19 protein-coding genes and 1 pseudogene are annotated in these 17,589 nt (G+C 73.4%); 14 read left to right on the forward strand and 6 right to left on the reverse strand.

The window, feature by feature from the left end:
* Positions 1 to 5: 5 nt before the first annotated feature.
* Both ACWC2T_RS13020 and ACWC2T_RS13025 read left to right on the forward strand, forming a co-directional pair.
* The gene (locus ACWC2T_RS13020; protein ID WP_450670431.1) at positions 6 to 1,247 is read left to right on the forward strand and encodes an AAA family ATPase; all 1,242 of its coding nucleotides are present in this window, start codon (positions 6 to 8) and stop codon (positions 1,245 to 1,247) included.
* Positions 1,244 to 2,482: a vWA domain-containing protein gene (locus tag ACWC2T_RS13025; RefSeq protein WP_450670432.1), complete on the forward strand. Its 1,239-nt coding sequence runs from the start codon at positions 1,244 to 1,246 to the stop codon at positions 2,480 to 2,482. The genes ACWC2T_RS13020 and ACWC2T_RS13025 overlap by 4 nt, the downstream gene beginning before the upstream one ends.
* A gap of 236 nt (positions 2,483 to 2,718) precedes the next feature.
* Here ACWC2T_RS13025 and ACWC2T_RS13030 read toward each other — a convergent pair whose 3' ends face one another.
* Positions 2,719 to 3,831 carry a hypothetical protein gene (locus ACWC2T_RS13030; RefSeq protein ID WP_450670433.1) on the reverse strand — a complete coding sequence of 371 codons (1,113 nt, stop codon included), beginning with the start codon at positions 3,829 to 3,831 and terminating at the stop codon, positions 2,719 to 2,721.
* Positions 3,832 to 3,957: 126 nt separating this feature from the next.
* Between ACWC2T_RS13030 and ACWC2T_RS13035 the strand changes: the two genes are divergently transcribed.
* On the forward strand, positions 3,958 to 4,356 hold the full coding sequence (locus ACWC2T_RS13035) for a MarR family winged helix-turn-helix transcriptional regulator (protein WP_450670589.1): 399 nt from the start codon (positions 3,958 to 3,960) through the stop codon (positions 4,354 to 4,356).
* A 22-nt stretch (positions 4,357 to 4,378) separates the two neighbouring features.
* On the opposite strand, the gene ACWC2T_RS13040 is transcribed toward ACWC2T_RS13035, so the two are convergent.
* Complete coding sequence (locus ACWC2T_RS13040) at positions 4,379 to 5,131, reverse strand: GNAT family N-acetyltransferase (protein ID WP_450670590.1); 753 nt, start codon at positions 5,129 to 5,131, stop codon at positions 4,379 to 4,381.
* A gap of 5 nt (positions 5,132 to 5,136) precedes the next feature.
* Positions 5,137 to 6,060, reverse strand: coding sequence for an NADP-dependent oxidoreductase (locus ACWC2T_RS13045; RefSeq protein WP_450670434.1), 924 nt, complete (start codon positions 6,058 to 6,060; stop codon positions 5,137 to 5,139).
* 179 nt (positions 6,061 to 6,239) lie between these two features.
* Here ACWC2T_RS13045 and ACWC2T_RS13050 point away from each other — a divergent pair, with 179 nt between their 5' ends.
* The 6 genes from ACWC2T_RS13050 (at position 6,240) to ACWC2T_RS13075 (ending at position 11,875) form a co-directional block, all read left to right on the forward strand.
* Complete coding sequence (locus tag ACWC2T_RS13050) at positions 6,240 to 6,845, forward strand: sulfite oxidase-like oxidoreductase (RefSeq protein ID WP_450670435.1); 606 nt, start codon at positions 6,240 to 6,242, stop codon at positions 6,843 to 6,845.
* A gap of 238 nt (positions 6,846 to 7,083) precedes the next feature.
* Positions 7,084 to 7,848 (forward strand): ferredoxin reductase, encoded by a 765-nt coding sequence (locus ACWC2T_RS13055; protein ID WP_450670591.1) that lies wholly within the window; start codon positions 7,084 to 7,086, stop codon positions 7,846 to 7,848.
* Positions 7,849 to 8,058: 210 nt separating this feature from the next.
* Positions 8,059 to 8,643 carry an Rv1733c family protein gene (locus ACWC2T_RS13060; protein WP_450670436.1) on the forward strand — a complete coding sequence of 195 codons (585 nt, stop codon included), beginning with the start codon at positions 8,059 to 8,061 and terminating at the stop codon, positions 8,641 to 8,643.
* Between the two features lie 106 nt (positions 8,644 to 8,749).
* A complete protein-coding gene (locus ACWC2T_RS13065; protein WP_450670437.1) occupies positions 8,750 to 9,718 on the forward strand; it encodes an acetylxylan esterase in 969 nt (322 codons plus the stop codon).
* Positions 9,719 to 9,819: 101 nt separating this feature from the next.
* Positions 9,820 to 10,986, forward strand: a complete 1,167-nt coding sequence (locus tag ACWC2T_RS13070) for a serine hydrolase domain-containing protein (RefSeq protein WP_450670438.1) — start codon at positions 9,820 to 9,822, stop codon at positions 10,984 to 10,986.
* A gap of 130 nt (positions 10,987 to 11,116) precedes the next feature.
* Entirely contained in the window at positions 11,117 to 11,875 is a 759-nt protein-coding gene (locus tag ACWC2T_RS13075; RefSeq protein WP_450670439.1) for a GntR family transcriptional regulator, read from the forward strand.
* Here the strand turns inward: ACWC2T_RS13075 and ACWC2T_RS13080 are convergent.
* Together ACWC2T_RS13080 and ACWC2T_RS13085 are read right to left on the reverse strand one after the other, a co-directional pair.
* Positions 11,845 to 12,597: a class I SAM-dependent methyltransferase gene (locus tag ACWC2T_RS13080; protein WP_450670440.1), complete on the reverse strand. Its 753-nt coding sequence runs from the start codon at positions 12,595 to 12,597 to the stop codon at positions 11,845 to 11,847. The genes ACWC2T_RS13075 and ACWC2T_RS13080 overlap by 31 nt on opposite strands.
* A 4-nt stretch (positions 12,598 to 12,601) precedes the next feature.
* Positions 12,602 to 13,165 (reverse strand): PadR family transcriptional regulator, encoded by a 564-nt coding sequence (locus ACWC2T_RS13085; protein WP_450670441.1) that lies wholly within the window; start codon positions 13,163 to 13,165, stop codon positions 12,602 to 12,604.
* A 72-nt stretch (positions 13,166 to 13,237) separates the two neighbouring features.
* On the opposite strand from ACWC2T_RS13085, the gene ACWC2T_RS13090 reads away from it, so the two are divergent.
* The 3 genes from ACWC2T_RS13090 to ACWC2T_RS13100 all read left to right on the forward strand — a co-directional run bounded on the left by ACWC2T_RS13090 (position 13,238) and on the right by ACWC2T_RS13100 (position 14,055).
* Positions 13,238 to 13,636 carry a nuclear transport factor 2 family protein gene (locus ACWC2T_RS13090; protein ID WP_351205676.1) on the forward strand — a complete coding sequence of 133 codons (399 nt, stop codon included), beginning with the start codon at positions 13,238 to 13,240 and terminating at the stop codon, positions 13,634 to 13,636.
* 81 nt (positions 13,637 to 13,717) lie between these two features.
* A complete protein-coding gene (locus ACWC2T_RS13095) occupies positions 13,718 to 13,891 on the forward strand; it encodes a hypothetical protein (RefSeq protein ID WP_450670442.1) in 174 nt (57 codons plus the stop codon).
* The gene (locus ACWC2T_RS13100) at positions 13,888 to 14,055 is read left to right on the forward strand and encodes an SDR family oxidoreductase (RefSeq protein ID WP_450670443.1); all 168 of its coding nucleotides are present in this window, start codon (positions 13,888 to 13,890) and stop codon (positions 14,053 to 14,055) included. The genes ACWC2T_RS13095 and ACWC2T_RS13100 overlap by 4 nt, the downstream gene beginning before the upstream one ends.
* A 13-nt stretch (positions 14,056 to 14,068) precedes the next feature.
* Here the strand turns inward: ACWC2T_RS13100 and ACWC2T_RS13105 are convergent, their stop codons facing one another.
* Positions 14,069 to 15,013 (reverse strand): hypothetical protein, encoded by a 945-nt coding sequence (locus ACWC2T_RS13105; RefSeq protein ID WP_450670444.1) that lies wholly within the window; start codon positions 15,011 to 15,013, stop codon positions 14,069 to 14,071.
* 462 nt (positions 15,014 to 15,475) lie between these two features.
* On the opposite strand from ACWC2T_RS13105, the gene rho reads away from it, so the two are divergent.
* Together rho and ACWC2T_RS13115 are read left to right on the forward strand one after the other, a co-directional pair.
* The gene (rho, locus tag ACWC2T_RS13110; protein WP_450670445.1) at positions 15,476 to 16,624 is read left to right on the forward strand and encodes a transcription termination factor Rho; all 1,149 of its coding nucleotides are present in this window, start codon (positions 15,476 to 15,478) and stop codon (positions 16,622 to 16,624) included.
* A 239-nt stretch (positions 16,625 to 16,863) separates the two neighbouring features.
* Positions 16,864 to 17,559: pseudogene (locus ACWC2T_RS13115) on the forward strand (D-alanyl-D-alanine carboxypeptidase family protein); the annotation flags it as partial.
* Between the last annotated feature and the right edge of the window lie 30 nt (positions 17,560 to 17,589).

A 17,589-nucleotide genomic window follows, 5' to 3' on the forward strand; every position in this document is an offset into this window, starting at 1 on the left:
CCCTCATGACGTCGTACGTGTCCACGCCCCTGCCCACCGGCCGGCCCCTCGCCTCCCAACTCGCCGTCGCCGAGGCCCTGTCGGCCCTGTTGCGCGACTCGACCACCGAGGCGCGCTCCGACGTCCAGCTGGAGGCACTGACCCTGGCCGTGGCCGCCGACCTTCCGGTGCTGCTCTGGGGCGAGCCCGGCATCGGCAAGACGGCGGCGCTGACCCAGCTCGCCGACGCCCTGGACCTGCCGTTGACCACCGTGATCGCGAGCGTCCACGAACCGTCCGACTTCTCCGGCCTGCCGGTCCTGGGAGACGACCCGGCGGTGCAGGGCGTTCCGATGGCCCCGCCGGACTGGGCCGTTCGGCTCGTACGGGCCGGGCGGGGACTGCTGTTCCTGGACGAGCTGTCCACCGCTCCCCCGGCGGTGCAGGCGGCCCTGCTGCGGCTCGTGCTGGAGCGGCGGATCGGGGCGCTGCGGCTGCCGCCCGGGGTACGGATCGTGGCCGCCGCCAACCCGCGCTCCTCGGCGGCCGACGGCTGGGAGCTGAGCCCGCCGCTGGCCAACCGGTTCGTGCATCTGCAGTGGGCACACGACCACGACGTCGTCGTACGGGGCCTGGGCGGGACCTGGCCGCGGGCCACCCTGCCCCGGCTCGATGCGGAGCTGCTGCCCGAGGCCGTGGCCTTCGCCCGGCGCGCGGTGTGTGAGTTCCTCGTCGCCCGGCCGGGGCTGGTGCACCGGCTGCCGAGCGGGGAGAGCCGCCGGGGCGGGGCGTGGCCGTCGCCCCGGAGCTGGGAGGCGACCCTGCGGCTGATCGCCTTCGCGACCGCCGCCGGATCCTCGCGGGACGTGCTGTCGCTGCTGGTCCGGGGCACCGTGGGGCACGGTCCCGGCTTCGAGCTGCTGGCGAGCCTGGACCGGATGGAGCTGCCCGACCCCGAGACGCTGCTCGCCGACCCGGCGGGTGGCGCACTGCCCGAGCGCGGGGATCTGCGGCAGGCGGTGCTCGACGGCGTGGTGGACGCCGTACGCAAACGCCCCGAGAGGGTGCGCTGGGACGCGGCCTGGGCCGTGCTGGTGCGGGCGATGGAGACCGGGGCACCGGACGTGGTGGTCGTGCCGGCGACCACGCTGGCCTCCCTGCGCCGGGAGGACTGGGACGTGCCGGCGGCGATCGAGCGGCTGGCCGGGGCGGTGTCGCTGGCCCGGCGGGCCGACGAGGCCGCGCGGCCGACCGCGGCACGCCGATGACGGCGGAGCCCGGCGCGCTGGACCTCGGCAAGCTGTTGGCCGCGCGGCTGCACGCGGCCCGCGTCCGGCCGTATCTGGCGACGGCCCTGTTCGCGCTGCGGCCGGTGGAGTCGCGGGAGGTTCCGACGATGGGGGTGGACCGGTACTGGCGGTGCTATGTCTCCCCGGCGTTCGTGGATCGCACACCGCTTCAGGAGCTGGCGGCGGTGTGGGTGCACGAGGTGGCGCATCTGCTGCGCGACCATCACGGGCGCAGCGAGCGGTACGCCCGCGAGCACCAGCTGAGCGGGCCCGCGGAGCGGCTGCGGATGAACATCGCCGCGGACTGCGAGATCAACGACGACGTGTACGGCGACGGTCTGGTGTGCCCCGAGGACGCGGTGACACCGGGGAAACTGGGGCTGCCCACGGGCTGGTTGATGGAGGACTACCTGCCCGGGTTCCGACTGGGCTCCCGACTGGAAAGGATGGCCTGGCTGGACTGCGGCAGCGGCGCCGACGGGCTGGACCGGGGCTGGGAGCTGGGGCCGGACGGCGCCCACGGGCTGAGCGAGCAGGAGCGGGACGCGATCCGGTTCCGGGTGGCGCAGGGCATCAAGGGCAGCCCGGGCAGCGCACCGCAGGGCTGGCGGCGGTGGGCGGAGGAGGTGTTCCATCCGCCGCAGCCGTGGCGCCAGTTGCTGGGCTCGGCGCTGCGGTCGGCGGTCTCCGCCCCGGGCGCGGGCGAGGACTACCGCTACGGCCGGCCGGCGCGGCGTTCGGCCGGGCTGCCCGGGGTCGTCCTGCCGAGTCTGCGGCGCAGGCCGCCCCGGGTGTGTGTCGTCATCGACACCTCGGGGTCGGTCAGCGACGCAGAACTGGGCAGCGCGCTGCTGGAGGTGGCCGCGATCTGCCGGGCCGTGGGCGGCCGGCGGGACCTGGTCTCCGTACTGTCCTGCGATGCCGCGGCCCGGACCGTGCAGCCGCTGTGCCGGACGGAGGGCATCGAGCTGGTGGGCGGTGGTGGGACGGATCTGCGCACCGGCTTCGCCCGCGCGCTGCGGACACGGCCCGACGCGGTGGTGGTCCTGACCGACGGTCAGACACCGTGGCCGGACGAACGGCCACCGTGCCGGACGGTCGTGGGGCTGTTTCCGCGAACCGGGGGGTCGTACGACGAACACGATCCCGACTACCGGCCGGACACACCGCCGACGTGGGCGCGGGTGGTGACGATCGGGTCGGGGGCGGGGTGACGGACCGAGGTCGCGCCGAGGAGCTCTGCCCCAGGGAGTGCCAGGCAAGGAGCCCGGTCCGACGACGTCCCGGCGGGCGTCCCGGCCCCGACGAAGTGTCGGCGAGTGTCCCGGCCGGATGCGAACCCCTCCGGTGAAGCGCCGGCAGGGAGCCCCGCCCCTCGCCGGGCGTGCGCTCCCTGTCCCTCTCCGGCATCGGGTCAGACGCCGGCATCGGATCGGACACCGGCATCGGGTCAGACGCCGACCGTCTCCTCGACCTCTTCTTCGACTTCTTCCTCGGTGTCCTCCTCGGCCACCCGCGCCGCCTTCCGCTCGGCCGGCGCCACGGCAGGCGTGGCGGTCGGCTCGGTCGCGCTCGCCGGGCCGGTGTGACCGGCCGCGTGCCGGGCCCGGCGGGGCCGCTCGTACAGGGCCGCGATGCCGGTCACGACCAGGCCGGCCAGCAGCCAGACGATGAGTGTCCACACGTTGCGCGAGAGACCGTCGTCGCCGAAGTACAGCAGGCTACGGGCGCCCTCGACGAAGCCGGCGCCGTTCCAGAAGGCGTGCAGCGTGCCGAAGAAGCCGTTCTGCAGCTCGGGGCGGAACAACCCGCCGGAGCTGGTGAAGTTGAGCATCACGAACAGCACCATCATGGTGAGCGTGGTCCAGCGCTTCAGGAAGGTGTGCAGGCCGACGCCGAGGAAGAGGATGCCGGCCGAGTACAGCCAGGCCATGCCCCACACGCCCGCGAGGTCGTGGTGGGCGAGGTGGAACACCGGCCCGGCGAGCAGCGTTCCGATGCCGCCGACCACGGCGGAGACACCGAGCGTGAGCAGCGCCCGTACCCGCATCGGGAGGGCGGCGCCCGCGGCGCCGAGGGCGGCGACCGAGGCGTAGGAGCCGATGCTGAGGGCGATCAGCAGGAAGAACAGACCCTGGCCCGTGGGGTCGTCGGCGACCGGTTCGGCCACGTCGGTGACCTTCAGCGGCACGCCCTCCTTGGCGGCGACCGGCGTGAAGACCTTCTCGACGGCCGTCGCGCCCATGTCGGAGGCGGCGCTCGCCACGAGCAGCTCGGGGGCCTTGGCGCTCGGCACATAGGCGCCGGTCACGGTGCGGGACTTCAGCAGGTCGACGGCGTCGGCGCGGGTCGCGACCGTGCGGACGTCGAGCTTGTCCCCGGCGGTGTCCTTGACCGTCTGGGCGAAGACCTTAGCCTGCGGGGCGCTGCCGACGACGGCGACCGGCAGGTGGTGCGGCTCCGGGGTCACGAAGGCCCCCATGTACGCGAGCCCCATGCCTATGCACATGAGCAGCGGGGTGATCAGGTGCGTGAGCACATGGCGCAGTGCCGGTGACCTCATCGCGGGCGACCTCCAAAAGGTTGGCTTATACAACTTCCACATCAAGTTGTACTATACAACTTAAACGCCGGAGGAGGTATTCCCGTGAGCGCAGCGGAGTCGGCCGTCGAGACGATCCAGCGCGAGATGACCATCTTCGCCCGCCGGGCCCGAGCCTCGGCGGGCCGTATGCATCCCGAGCTGTCCCTGGTGTCGTACACCCTGCTCGGCCATCTCGAGGAGCGCGACGGCTGCCGCGCGACCGACCTGGCGGCCCACTACGCGCTGGACAAGTCCACGGTCAGCCGCCAGGTCGCCGCGCTGGAGCGGGCCGGGCTGATCGAGCGCCGCCTGGACCCGGAGGACCACCGGGTCCAGGTGCTGCATCTGACGGAGGCGGGCCGGGAGATCCTCGCCCAGGTCACCCGGAGCCGCCGGGCCGCGTTCCGCGAACGGCTCGCGCACTGGCCGGAGGAGGACCTGGTGCGCTTCGCGGCCTACCTGGAGCGGTACAACGCGGGTCCGGGCGAGACCGGGGCCGACTGATCCCTCGGCGGTCCGAGACCGCTCATGCCACCGGTACCGCGGCCCGTTCGCCGGCCAGCCGCTCCGGGGCGCGGGCCGCGAGGAACGCCGTAGGGCGGCGCAGCCGGAAGCCCAGTGACTCGTACAACCGGATGGCGCCCGTGTTCCGGGCGCTCGTGTGCAGGAAGGGTGTCTCGCCGCGCTCCCGTATGCCGTGTGCGATCGCGTGGATCAGCCGGGTGGCGAGGCCCTCGCCGCGGAAGGCGGGGTCGGTGCAGACCGCGCTGATCTCCGTCCAGCCCGGCGGGTGCAGTCGCTCCCCCGCCATGGCGATCAGCGCGCCGCCGCGGCGGATGCCGAGGTAGGTGCCGAGTTCGACGGTGCGCGGCAGGAACGGTCCGGGCTGGGTACGGGCCACGAGGTCGAGCATCTCGGGTACGTCGGCCGGGCCGAGGCGGACCGCCTCCGCGTCCGGCGCGGCGGCGAGGCCGTCGTCCACGAACTGCACGCCGTCCACCCGGAAGGTGATCTCCCAGCCGTCCGGCACCTCACCGCAGTATCCGGCCAGCGGGATCTCCGCGCCGGGACCGGCCAGCGCGGCCAGGTCCGCCCAGTCCCGCGCGTCCGGCTCGTCGGGCAGCGCGAGCCACGGAGAGACGTCGACGGGGTAGCGCAGCACCCGGCCGCGCCGCTCGGCGAAGCGGGCGTGCGGACCCGTCAGGGAGGCGAGGGCGGGGTTGTCGAGGACGTGCGGGGCGTCGGCGGCAGGCCCGTCGCCGACGCCCGCTCCGGCTATGGCGCTCACGCGCTCACCTCGATCACGATCTTGCCGAGGGCGTGCCCGTCCTCCACTGCGCGCAGCGCCCGGTCGGCCTGGTCCAGCGGGAAGGTGCGGGTGATGTGCGGCTTCAGGGCGCCGCGTACGGCGAGGTCGGCCACCGCCTCGAGCACGGCGGCGGTGCGGGCCCGCCTGACGGGGGCGCCGCCGAGCGCGGCCACGGCCTCCTGCGGCGAGCCCGCGGTGATCAGTTTGCCGCGGTCCTTCAGCAGCTCGGCGACCTCGGCGAGCACCGGATCGCCCACCAGGTCGTACACCCCGTCGATCCCGTCCGGCGCGGCGGCCCGCACCCGCGCGGCAAGGTCGGGCCCGGAGGACACGTGCACCGCGCCCAGCGACTGGACGAACTCCCTCTTGCCCTCGCTCGCTACGCCCACGACCCGCAGTCCGAAGGCGCGGGCGATCTGCACGGCCGCACTGCCGACGCCGCCGCCGGCGCCCGTCACCAGCAGGGTCGACCCACCGGGCAGGTCGAGCTGGCGGACGCCGTCGTAGGCGGTGGCGGCGGCGACCGGGAGGGTGGCGGCGTCGCGGAAGGACAGCGCGGCGGGCTTGTGGGCGGTCACGTCGGCGGCGAGCAGGGCGTATTCGGCGTATGCGCCGTTCAGGGCGCTGCCGAACACCTCGTCGCCGGCGGCGAAGCCGGTGACCCCCGGGCCGACCTCCTCGACGAGGCCGGCGGCCTCGCTGCCGAAGACCGCCGGAAAGACACGCTCGCCCTCGCCGGGGCGGCGAAACCCCTGGCGCAGCTTCCAGTCGACGGGATTGACGCCTGCCGCGCGGACCGCGATCAGGATCTCGCCGGGGCCCGGTCCGGGGCGGTCCAGATCGATCAGCGCCTCGGTCTCCGGTCCTCCGTGCCGCGTGTAGACATACGCCTTGGGCATGCTCATTCCTCGCTTCTCTCGCGCTGTCACCGGTCTACCGGCGCCGCCATCGAGCGCAAAGGAGAAGCGCCGCAGAGCTATTCCCCTGGCCCGAAAGAGTTCATACGGCCGCAATCATCCGGGGTGACGGGCGGTGACCGGGGGACGGAGCGCGCGGAACGACCACGTACGGTTGAAGGATGAACGTTACGCGAGGCTTCACGGGCCGCCCGCGCGTCCACCATCCGGGGCTGCCGCCCGGACAGTACGACGCGGGCGAGGACTGGCCCGTCCTGTCCGCCGAGGTCACCCCCGACCTCGCACCGGCCGACTGGTCCTTCCGGATCGACGGCCTGGTCGAGCGGCCGCACACCTGGGACTGGGACGAGGCGCACGCGCTGCCGACGTCGGCGTACGACGGCGACATCCACTGTGTGACCGGCTGGTCGAAGTTCGGCGTGCGTTTCGGCGGGGTCTCGCTGGACGCGTTCTTCAATGTGGTGCGGCCCCATGTGTCCGCCACCCATGTGGTCGCCCGCTCCCACACCGGCTACACCACCAACCTGCCGCTCCCCGACCTCACCGGCTCCCGGGCCTGGATCGTCTGGGAGTACGCCGGCGAGCCGCTGCCGGCCGAGCACGGTGGTCCGGCGCGGCTGCTGGTGCCTCATCTGTACTTCTGGAAGAGCGCCAAGTGGATCGCCGGCCTCACCCTCCTCGACCACGACGAGCCCGGCTTCTGGGAAGGCAACGGCTACCACGAGCGCGGCAACCCCTGGAAGGAACAGCGGTACTCCGGTGACTGACACGGTGACGACACCCCCGGACCCCCACGCCGCAACCCCGCGCGTTCCGCCCACAGCCCCGGCCACCGGCACCGCGGCCCCGGAGCCGAGGACTCTCACGTCGGCCGCGGCCGCCACCACGGTCCCTGAAGGGCCCGACGACACGCCAATCCCGAACCCGAAGGCTCCAGCCCAGGCCCCGGCCGCCCCCTCCCATGGCGCCGGCGGGGTCACGGTCCCGTACCCGGCCGCTGCCGCCCTGCCCCGCCCCGCCGGGCCCGCCGGCCCCGCCGTTCGGTTTGCCGTGCCCGGGCGGATCGCGGTGAGTGAGCAGGTGGCGGCGGTGTGGCAGATCGCCACGGTGGTGGAGATCCGGCGTGAGACGGCGCACGCGGCCACCTTCCGGCTGGCGGTGCCGGGCTGGGCGGGGCATCTGCCCGGCCAGCACCTGATGCTGCGGCTGACCGCGGCGGACGGATATGTGGCGCAGCGCCACTACTCGATCGCGTCGGCGCCGGACGACTCCGGGCACATCGAACTGACCCTGGACCAGGTGCCGGACGGCGAGGTCTCCGGCTGGTTCCACACGGTCGCCCGCCCCGGTGACACGGTCGAGGTACGCGGGCCGCTGAGCGGTTTCTTCGCCTGGCCGGGCGACCGGCCGGCGCTGCTGGTCGGCGCCGGCTCCGGGATCGTCCCACTGATGTCGATGGTGCGGCACCACCGCAGGCGCAGGCTCTCCGTACCGCTGCGCATGCTGGTGTCCGCGCGCAGCCCGGAGGAGCTGATCTACGCGGCCGAGCTGGGGGTGGAGACGACGCCCGTCTTCACCCGCAGCGCCCCACAGGGTGTGCCCGTGGGGCGTATGGCGGCCGCACATGTGGCGCCGCTCCTGGCCGAGCAGCCTCCTGGTGAGTGGGAGGCCTATGTGTGCGGATCGAACGGGTTCGCCGAGCACGCGTCACGGCTGCTCGTCGCGGCGGGCCAGCCGGTGGACCGGATCCGGATCGAGCGCTTCGGCTGACCGTCCGGGTCACGCGCCGGGGTCGTTCGCGCGACCGTGGGGCGCATGGCGCGTTCCGTGCTCCAGGTGGGCTTGAAGTCGCGGTTCGCGGCGTGAGCGAGGTGCTCCGTACGGGGTACGAGACGGGTGTGGACGCTCGTGTGCGTGGGCGGCGGGGGTGACGGGCCGCAGGGACCGGCTCGCCGGCTCCGACGGTGCGAGGAGGTGGACATGCGTACCGGGCTGCGTGGCTGGCGCTTGCGGCGCAATCCGCTGCGGCGCCGCTCGGATGTCGTGGAGGCATGGACGGTGCTGATCGTGGCCGTCCTGTTGTTCGTCGTCACACCGCTGGTCGGCGTGGCCGCGGGGCTGCGCGCGCATGACACGGCTCAAAGCATCGCGGCCGCCCAGCGGGCCGAGCGCCACCAGGTCCGCGCGCAGGTGATCGGCGCCCCGCCCGAGCGGCTCTCCACCGAGCAGGGCGACCGTGCTTACGCGTACCGCGCCCAGGTCCGCTGGACCGAGCCCGGCAAGGGGACGCGCACGGCGTGGGCCCGGGTGCCTTCGGGGACCCGTACCGGGGACACGGTCTCCGTGTGGTTCGACGCCCGGGGCCGCAGTGTCGCGCCGCCGCCGGACGACGCGGCGATCTGGCAGCACACGGTGACCGTCGGGCTGGTCGCGGCGGGCGGCGCGGCCGCCGTCGTACTCCTCGGACACGCCGTCGAGCGCCGGATCGCGCTGCGCCACCGGCTGGCGGAGTGGGAACGGGAGTGGGCGCGGACGGGACCGAGGTGGACCCAGCCGCGGGCGTGAGGGGCGGGTGCCCGGCCGCCGCGAGGGAACAAACGCTTACTGGCCAGCCCTTGTGCACCCACGTACGGTGAGCTGACGCAGTCTCCCTTCGCAAAGGTGGTTGTACATGGCCCTGTTCGACCTGCCTCTGGACGAACTCCGCGCGCACCGCAGCGAGTCCACCGAGCCCGAGGACTTCGACGCCTTCTGGGACAAGACCCTCGAGGAGGCGCGCGAGCACGAGCTGGACGCCCGCTTCGAGCCGGTGGACACCGGGCTGTCGACGGTCCGGGTGTACGACGTGACGTTCGCCGGATTCGGCGGCCATCCGGTCAAGGGCTGGCTCCGGCTGCCGGCGGGCGCGACCGAACCGCTGCCGCTGATCGTGGAGTTCATCGGGTACGGCGGCGGGCGCGGGCTGCCGCACGAGAACCTGCTGTGGGCCTCGACGGGCCGGGCACACTTCGTGATGGACACCCGCGGTCAGGGCAGCGCCTGGGGCGCCGGGGGCGGCACGGCGGACCCGGTGGGCGCGGCCCCGGCGTATCCCGGTTTCATGACGCGAGGCATCGACGCGCCCGAGAACTACTACTACCGCCGGGTGTACACGGACGCGGTGCGCGCCGTCGAGGCGGCCCGCGCGCACCCGCTGACCGACCCGGGCCGCACCGTGGCGCTCGGCGCCAGCCAGGGCGGCGGCATCACCCTGGCCGTCGGCGGTCTGGTCCCCGACCTGGTCGCGGTGGCGCCCGACGTGCCGTTCCTGTGCGACTTCCCCCGCGCGACCACCCTGACGGACCGGCACCCCTACCGCGAGGTCGGCCTCTTCCTCAAGACGCACCGCGGCCGCTCGGCGGAGGTGCTGCGCACGCTGTCGTACTTCGACGGGGTGCACTTCGCGGCCCGCGGCCGGGCCCCGGCCCTCTTCTCGGCGGCGCTGGAGGACCAGACCTGCCCGCCGTCGACGGTGTTCGCCGCGTTCAACGCCTGGGCGCACGAGGACAAGGCGATCGAGGTCTACGACTTCAACGACCACGAGGGCGGCGGCCCTTTCCACGAGGCGGAGAAGGTGCGCTGGCTGAGGTCGTACGCCTGACGTACGCCTCCGCCCTTCCCTCCAGTCCGACCAGTCGGTACGTTCGGGGCACCCGGACCGCAGCGTCGCGGCCCGGGTTTCCGGGCGACGACGGAGGTCCCATGTCCGCGCACGAGACACAGGTCCACGGCCACTGCGACGCGCGCTTCACGGCGGTGCGGGAGGCCTTCGAGGACAACTTCCGCGAGCGGGGGGAACTGGGCGCCGCGGTGGCGGTGACCGTCGACGGGGCCACGGTGGTGGACCTCTGGGGCGGCTCGGCGGACGCGGCCGGCACCCGGCCGTGGGAGCGGGACACGCTGGTGAACGTGTGGTCGACCACCAAGGGCCCGGTGGCACTGTGCGCGCATCTGCTCGCCGACCGGGGGCTGCTCGATCTCGACGCGCCCGTGGCCGCGTACTGGCCCGAGTTCGCGGCGGCCGGTAAGGAGAAGGTGCTCGTACGGCATCTGCTGTCGCACCGCGCCGGGCTGTCCGGGCTGCGCCAGCCGCACTCCCTGACGGACCTGTACGACTGGGAGCTGACCACCGCCCGACTGGCGGCGACCGAGCCGTGGTGGGAGCCGGGCACCGTCTCCGGGTATCACGCGCTGACCTACGGCCACCTGGTCGGCGAGGTCGTCCGGCGCGTCTCCGGGCTGCGGCCGGGGGAGTTCCTGGAGCGGGAGGTGACCGGGCCGCTCGGGATCGACTTCACGGTCGGGCTGCCGGCGAAGGAGGCGGGCCGGGCGGCCGAGCTGGTGCATCCGCCGGCCGCCTCCCGCAGCGAACAGGCGGCGGTCTTCAGCCAGTTGGCGCCCGCCGCGCTGGCGGCACTGGCGAATCCGCTGGTCGGTGCGGCGGAGGCGAACACGCCCGAGTGGCGCGCGGCGGAGATCCCCGCGGCGAACGGGCACGGCACCGCACGCGCCGTCGCGGCGCTGTACGGCGTCTTCGCCGGGCGCGGTCGCCACGGCGGGCGGCGCATCCTGTCGCCGGAGGCGGCGGAGCGGGTGCGCGAGGGCCAGGGAAGCTGCCGCGATCTGGTGGTGGGCGCAGGCTTCGAGGGCGAGACCGAGGCCGGGCTCGGACTGTGGCTGAGCGGTCCGCAGCGGTCGTACGGCCCGAACCCGCGGGCTTTCGGTCATGACGGGTTCGGCGGCTCGTGCGGGCTCGCCGACCCGGAGGCCGGCGTGTCGCTGGGGTATGTGATGAACCGGATGGGGCCGCGCATCGCCGACGACCCGCGGAAAATGGCGCTGATCGACGCCCTGTACAGCGCCCTGTGACGGCGCGGTCGCGCGGGTGGGTTTCGGCCGAACCGGCAGACCGCTCTTCCCTTGTGGTTTAGACCAATGCTAAGTGTGGTCGCGCAACGAGCCCGCACGACTACACCTTGTCACCACAGGAGGGCGCGGCATGGCCCGCACCACCCCGCACGAACCCGCACCGCACGAACCCGCGCAGAGCGACGACCGGCCCCTGTACGGGCGGATCGCGGCGCTGCTCCTCGACGAACTGCGCACCGGCGCGATTCCGCCGGGCGAACGGCTGCCCGGCGAACGGCACCTGGCGGCCTACTTCCAGGTCAGCCGGGAGACCATCCGGCAGGCGCTGGAGGTGCTGCGGCGCAGCGGCGCCGTCTCCACCGACCGGCGGGGCAGCCATGCCACGCTGCCCGCCCGGCCGGTGGCGGCGCCGGGGACACCGGCCTTCCCGCTGGGCGCCCGCCCGGCGGACCCCTGTGCGGTCGACCGGGCCACGGTGACCTGGGAGGCGCCGCCGGAGGAGCACGCGCGGGCGCTGGGCCTCGCCCCGCACCGGCCGACGCTGGTGCACCGGTACCGGTCGGCCACGCCGGACGGCCGGTCGCTGCGGACGGCCGTGACCTCGTTCTCGGCGGTGGCACTGGCCGAGGTCGCGGAGCTGGCCCGCTACCGGAACCGGGCCGACGGCACCACCCCCGCGCAGCTGCGCCGGGCCTACGACTGGATGCGCAAGGCCGGGCTGTCCCTGCACCACCGGGATTCCATCACCCAGGTCGACGGCGCCGCCTCGGTGCGGGTGACCCGGCGGGTGCACGACCAGTACGCCCGGCCGCTGGAGATCACCGATCTGGTGGTGGACGCCGAACGGGACGCGCTGGTCTACGAGTTCACGCTGCCGGCGGCCGGCTGAGCCCGCCGGGCCACCACCAGCCGGGCCCGTGCGCCGCCGTCGCCCCGCCGCCCGAACTCGGGCAGGGCGTGCAGCTCGACGGTGAACCCGGCCCGGCCCAGCTCGCCGAGCACACCACCGAGCCGGAAGGCCCGGTAGTACATCACGAACGGCGGCTGCCACAGCGCGTTGCGCACCCGCATCACCGCGTCGAAGCCGAGCAGCATCCAGTAGCCGGCCTGCGTCGGACGGGGCGGGGCGAGCACCGGGAAGGCGAACCGGCCGCCCGGCCGCAGGACCGAGTGGACCTGACTGAACAGCCCGGGCAGCTCCCGCGGCAGAAAGTGACCGAAGGCCCCGAAGGAGACCACGAGGTCGAAGGCGGCCGCGAACGGCAGGGCACGGGCGTCGCCGCGCACCCAGGCGACCCCGGGCCCGCCGGGGGGCCGTACCCGGTGCCGGGCGACGTCGAGCATGCCCGCGCTGAAGTCGACCCCGGTGACGCTGCGGCGGCACAGCCTGGTGAGCACCTCGGCGCCCGCGCCCGTGCCGCAGCACAGGTCGAGTCCGTCCTCGAAGGGGCCGAGCGGGGTGAGCGCCTTCGCCACGGAATCCAGGACGCCGTCGGGTGTCCGGAAGGGCGTGTGATCGAACTTCGGAGCGAGCAGGTCGTAGCCGTGCTCGACGGACGACAGTGCCTGTACGGCGAGTTCACGCAGGCTGGGGCCTTCGGGACCGAACATCTCCTCAGCCTAGGGCCACCCGCTGTGCCAGGACCGCGAGCGCCCGCTCGCACCAGCGCAGGTTCTCCTCCTCGAAGCCGATCCCGGCCATGAGGGTGAGGTACGGGCCGACGCGGTCGGCGCCGCGCAGGTACTCCTCCTCGGTCCGGCCGTCGAGGAGGCGGCTCTGCACCCGCCGGTAGCGGTCGAGCTTTCCCCTCGCCCAGCCCATGCGCTCCTCGATCAGCGCGCGGGTGACCTCCGGGTCGCCGCCGTCCATCGCCTGGATCTTGATGAGGAGTTCGTCGCGGATGGCGGTGGGCCGCTTCGGCGGCTCGGCGGCGAAGGCGTCCAGCTCGGCCCGGCCCGCCTCGGTGAGCGTGAACATCCGCTTGTTCGGCCGCCGTTCCTGCTGCACCGTCCGGGCCCGGACCAGTCCGTCCTGTCCCAGCCGCTCCAGCTCCCGGTAGAGCTGCTGCGGGGTGGCGGGCCAGAAGTTCGCGAGCGAGACGTCGAACGACTTCGACAGCTCGTAGCCCGAGGCCTCGCCCTCCAGCAGGGCGGCCAGGACGGCGTACTTGAGCGACATATGGACAGGCTAGCAGTCGTTGATTAATCTCATCCGCACTTATTCAATTAATTGACTATGCGAGGTGATCCGATGCACGCGTTCCGCGCGGCCGTCGAGGCCGGCGACATCGACGCCGTGGAGGCGCTGCTGGCCGAGGACGTCGTCTTCTCCAGCCCGGTCGTCTTCAAGCCGTATCCGGGCAAGGCGATCACCGCGGCGATCCTGCGCGCGGTCTCCCAGGTCTTCGAGGACTTCCGGTACGTCCGGGAGATCGGCGACCCGGCCGCCCCCGACCACGCGCTGGTCTTCACCGCCCGGGTGGGCGACCGCGAACTGACCGGCTGTGACTTCCTGCATGTGAACGAGGACGGCCTGATCGACGAGCTGATGGTCATGGTCCGCCCGCTGTCCGGGGCGCACGCCCTCGCCGAGGCCATGGGCGCGCGGTTCGACGAGATCGTGAAGGAGGCGGAGGCGCGGTCCGCCTGAGGGCGGCCGGGCAGGAGATCGACGCCATGGATGACAAGGGCGCCGCCGAGGTGACGGCATGCGCCTGCGAGGGCGCGGCAGTTGTCGCCACCTAGGCTGGACGAGGCCGGCGAGAAGCTGGGCGAGGTCGAACTCGCCGACTTCAACCGGGCGTTGGCGGTGAACACGGCGGGCCCGCTGCTCGGCATCCAGGCGCCGGCCCCGCTGATGCCGGCGGGCTCCGCCCCGGTGTTCGTCCGGGCGCACTCGACATGACGCCGCAGGGCCGCGCGGGCACGGCCGGTGAGGTCGCCCCGCTGATGGTGTATCTGCTGTCCGACGAGTCGTCGTACGTCAACGGGGCGGAGATCACGGTCGACGGCGGCTACGCGGCCCACGGCGGCGTGAAGGCCATCACCGACGCGCTGGACCGCGTCTGAGGGTCGAACCGGGTCAGCCCTTGAGCTGCCCCAGCGTGGCCTTGGCGTCCTTCTTCAGCCAGCCGTCCACGTCGCTGAGCGCGGGCGGGTTCTTGTCCTGGTCGTACGAGGTGAGGTAGGCGCTGTAGCTCATCGTGTACGTCACCCACCCGTCGCGGACGGCGAGCGTGGCGTAGCGGGTACCGCTGCTGGAGGAGCCGCCGGTGGTGTCCTGGCTGACCAGGTAGGCTTCGTCGCCGATGCCGCTGACCGGGGAGACGTCGTAACCGGTGTGGCTGTCGCCGTAGTTCTTCCACATGGCCGTGAACTCGGGCCCCGGATCGGTCTTCTTGTGCACGTCGAGCTGCATGGACAGATAGGCGTCGGCATACGAGGACCCGGTCTTCTTCAGGCCCGTGTAGCAGTAACTCTCGTCCAGCGCAGGGTTCTTGAGGGAGTTCTTGGTCGGCGAGGAGTCGCCCTCGGGATACTCGGCCTTGAAGGAGGAGTAGTCGGCGCTGGAGCACATGTTGGAGGGTGCCGAGTAGCCGCGCAGATCCGCGCTGTCGCCCTTGCCGCCGATGAGGAAGACGCCGCCCGCCCAGGCGGCGGAGGCGACAACCGCGCCGACCGCAGCCCACAGCACCGCCTTGCCGGCCCCGCCGCCACCGGACGGAGGGACGGGCGGCACCGCGGCCCCGAACTGAGGAGCCTGGGCGTAGGGGTTCCCCGGCTGCGGCTGCCCCGGCTGGCCGAACTGCCCTTGCTGCCCCGGCTGGCCGAACTGCCCCGGCTGCGGCTGGGCGGCGGGCTGTCCGACCAGCGTGGGCTGGGCGTAGAAGCCGCCCGGCGGCGGGGACTGCGGGTTCGGGTACGGGTAGGCCGTCGGCTGCGGCGGGACGGCCGGCGCCGACGCGGGCTGCTGGGGCTGCGAAGGCGGCTGGTCGGCCGGCTGCGGGGGCTGCGGTGGCGTGGACATGTCCTGAACATAGTCCACGGTTGACGGTCAAGTCCCGGCACGTCCGGGATCGTTATGGTCTGGGGACATGTCCAGCACCTGGTTGCCGAGGACTGCACACAGGGAAGGCGATCAGGTCCACGGGGTCCTGTCCTGACGTTCCGGCGGTACGACGGCGGGGTGCGGGGCGGGAATGAACGCGGACGGCATCATGTTGACCCGACCGAGCGCACGGGTATAGTGCGATCAGCACGTGTGCGTGTCCCGTCGTACGGACACCGGCGCCGTTCCTCTCTCCATCAGCCCCTCGGCCGAGGTTCCCGACCGGCCCGGGCTTCTTCTCTGCACCACCTCGTGACCAGGGCGTTTCCGCCGTACCCGAGGTGCCGTTCCCGCCGCCCGGAGGCAGCTGTCAAGGCCTCCCGCTCGCGGCCTCTCCCCCCTTCCCACCTTCTTCTTCCGTCCGTGAAAGGACCTCCCACCATGACCACCACACTCGAACACCCTCCCGTGGTCCAGCAGGCCCCGGCCGCCCGGATCGTCACCGGTGTCCTCGACATCGACGGGCAGGGGAAGGGGCATCTGCGGGCCCCGCACCTGCTGCCCTCCCCCGCCGATCCCCAGGTCGCGCCCCACCTGATCCGGCGCCACGGGCTGCGCAGGGGTGACCTCGTCGAAGGCGTCCGGGGTGACCGGCGCGCGCTGACCGAGATCACCCGCGTCGACGGTCGCGACCCGGCGGACCTCCGCGCCCGGCGCCACTTCCGCGACCTCACCCCGCTCCACCCGCACGAGCGCATCCGGCTCGAACACCCCGCGTCCGGACTGGCCGGACGCGTCACCGATCTCTTCGCGCCGGTCGGCAAGGGGCAGCGCGGACTCATCGTGGCCCCGCCGAAGAGCGGCAAGACGGTGCTCCTCCAGCAACTCGCGGCCGCCGTGGCCGGCAACCACCCCGAGTGCCGGCTGATGGTCCTGCTGCTGGACGAGCGCCCCGAAGAAGTCACCGAGATGCGCCGCTCGGTGCGCGGCGAGGTGTACGCCTCCACCTTCGACCGGGCGGCCAAGGAGCACATCGCCCTCGCCGAGCTCGTGGTCGAGCGGGCCAAGCGCCTGGTGGAGGCCGGCGAGGACGTCGTGATCCTGCTGGACTCGCTGACCCGGCTGTGCCGGGCGCACAACAACGCCTCCGCCGCCGGCGGCCGCACCCTGAGCGGTGGTGTCGACGCGGGCGCGCTGCTCGGGCCCAAGCGGTTCTTCGGCGCCGCCCGCCAGGCGGAGGAGGGCGGCTCCCTGACCATCCTCGCCAGCGTCCTGGTGGACACCGGCTCCCGCGCCGACGGCTACTACTTCGAGGAGCTGAAGAGCACGGGCAACATGGAGCTGCGCCTGGACCGCGAGTCCGCCGCCCGCCGCCTCTTCCCGGCCGTGGACCTCGACGCCAGCGGCACCCGTCGCGAGGAACTCCTCCTGACTCCGGCCGAGTTGGCGGCCGTACACGGACTGCGCCGCGTCCTGCGCCCCCGCGAGGGCGGCCCGTCCGGTCTGGAGACCCTCCTGGAGCGGCTGCGCTCCACCCCCGACAACGCCGCGTTCCTGCGGCAGATCCGGCCCACGCTGCCCACCGGCTGAGCCCGCCCGCAGACGGCCTCGGTGCGGCATCCGGGTTGCCCGCGTGAGCCGAACGGCCGCTTCGGCGCGAGGAACGACGACCTCGTCCGTACGTTGATCATATGATCAGCGGACTTTCTCATCGGGTGGCCGTGTCGGCGTGTGCCCTGTGCGCGGCGGGCGTGCTGGTCCTCACCCCGGCCGCCGCCTCTGCCGGGCCCCGGGCCGGAGAACCCGCCCCGCCCGGCCCCCGGGCGGCCATGCCCGCACCGTCCCAGCTCTACCGCTCCGGCGTCCAGGTCCGGCCGCACCGGGACGCGCCCGAGGTGCCCGAGGTGTCGGCGCTGTCCTGGCTGGTGGCCGACGCCGGCAGCGGGGCGGTGCTGGCCGCGAGCGACGCGCACCGCAAACTGCCGCCCGCGAGCACCCTCAAGACCCTGTTCGCCGTCACCGTGCTGCCGTCCCTGCCGGCCACGATGCGGCACACGGTGCGCGACGAGGAACTGGCGGACATCGGCCCGGGCAGCAGCCTGGTCGGCGTCAAGGAGGGCCACAGCTACCAGGTGGCCGACCTGTGGCGGGGGGTCTTCCTCAACTCCGGCAACGACGCCGTGCACGTGCTCGCCTCGCTGAACGGCGGCTGGGCGGCCACGGCCGCCCAGATGCAGGCCAAGGCACGCTCGCTCGGCGCCCTGGACACCCATGTCGTCTCCCCCGACGGCTACGACGCCGACGGCCAGGTGTCCTCCGCCTACGACCTGGCGGTCTTCGGCCGGGAGGGCCTGCACAATCCCGACTTCGCCCGGTACTGCTCCACCGCCGAGGCGTACTTCCCCGGGGACGGCGCGTCGTACGGCATCCGGAACACCAACCGGCTGCTCACCGGCGCGAACGGCGTGGAGAAGTACCCCGGGCTGATCGGCATCAAGAACGGCTACACCACCCAAGCGGGCAACACCCTGGTGGCCGCGGCCCGCCATGGCAGC

The sequence above is a fragment of the Streptomyces sp. NPDC001393 genome (assembly GCF_053597455.1).

Bases quoted from the DNA above. Each gene is read 5' to 3' on its own strand.
- ACWC2T_RS13020 (WP_450670431.1), top strand. From the start codon at position 6: ATGACGTCGTACGTGTCCACGCCCCTGCCCACCGGCCGGCCCCTCGCC.
- ACWC2T_RS13025 (WP_450670432.1), top strand. From the start codon at position 1,244: ATGACGGCGGAGCCCGGCGCGCTGGACCTCGGCAAGCTGTTGGCCGCG.
- ACWC2T_RS13030 (WP_450670433.1), bottom strand. From the start codon at position 3,831: ATGAGGTCACCGGCACTGCGCCATGTGCTCACGCACCTGATCACCCCG.
- ACWC2T_RS13035 (WP_450670589.1), top strand. From the start codon at position 3,958: ATGACCATCTTCGCCCGCCGGGCCCGAGCCTCGGCGGGCCGTATGCAT.
- ACWC2T_RS13045 (WP_450670434.1), bottom strand. From the start codon at position 6,060: ATGCCCAAGGCGTATGTCTACACGCGGCACGGAGGACCGGAGACCGAG.
- ACWC2T_RS13050 (WP_450670435.1), top strand. From the start codon at position 6,240: ATGAACGTTACGCGAGGCTTCACGGGCCGCCCGCGCGTCCACCATCCG.
- ACWC2T_RS13060 (WP_450670436.1), top strand. From the start codon at position 8,059: ATGCGTACCGGGCTGCGTGGCTGGCGCTTGCGGCGCAATCCGCTGCGG.
- ACWC2T_RS13065 (WP_450670437.1), top strand. From the start codon at position 8,750: ATGGCCCTGTTCGACCTGCCTCTGGACGAACTCCGCGCGCACCGCAGC.
- ACWC2T_RS13070 (WP_450670438.1), top strand. From the start codon at position 9,820: ATGTCCGCGCACGAGACACAGGTCCACGGCCACTGCGACGCGCGCTTC.
- ACWC2T_RS13075 (WP_450670439.1), top strand. From the start codon at position 11,117: ATGGCCCGCACCACCCCGCACGAACCCGCACCGCACGAACCCGCGCAG.
- ACWC2T_RS13080 (WP_450670440.1), bottom strand. From the start codon at position 12,597: ATGTTCGGTCCCGAAGGCCCCAGCCTGCGTGAACTCGCCGTACAGGCA.
- ACWC2T_RS13085 (WP_450670441.1), bottom strand. From the start codon at position 13,165: ATGTCGCTCAAGTACGCCGTCCTGGCCGCCCTGCTGGAGGGCGAGGCC.
- ACWC2T_RS13090 (WP_351205676.1), top strand. From the start codon at position 13,238: ATGCACGCGTTCCGCGCGGCCGTCGAGGCCGGCGACATCGACGCCGTG.
- ACWC2T_RS13100 (WP_450670443.1), top strand. From the start codon at position 13,888: ATGACGCCGCAGGGCCGCGCGGGCACGGCCGGTGAGGTCGCCCCGCTG.
- ACWC2T_RS13105 (WP_450670444.1), bottom strand. From the start codon at position 15,013: ATGTCCACGCCACCGCAGCCCCCGCAGCCGGCCGACCAGCCGCCTTCG.
- rho (WP_450670445.1), top strand. From the start codon at position 15,476: ATGACCACCACACTCGAACACCCTCCCGTGGTCCAGCAGGCCCCGGCC.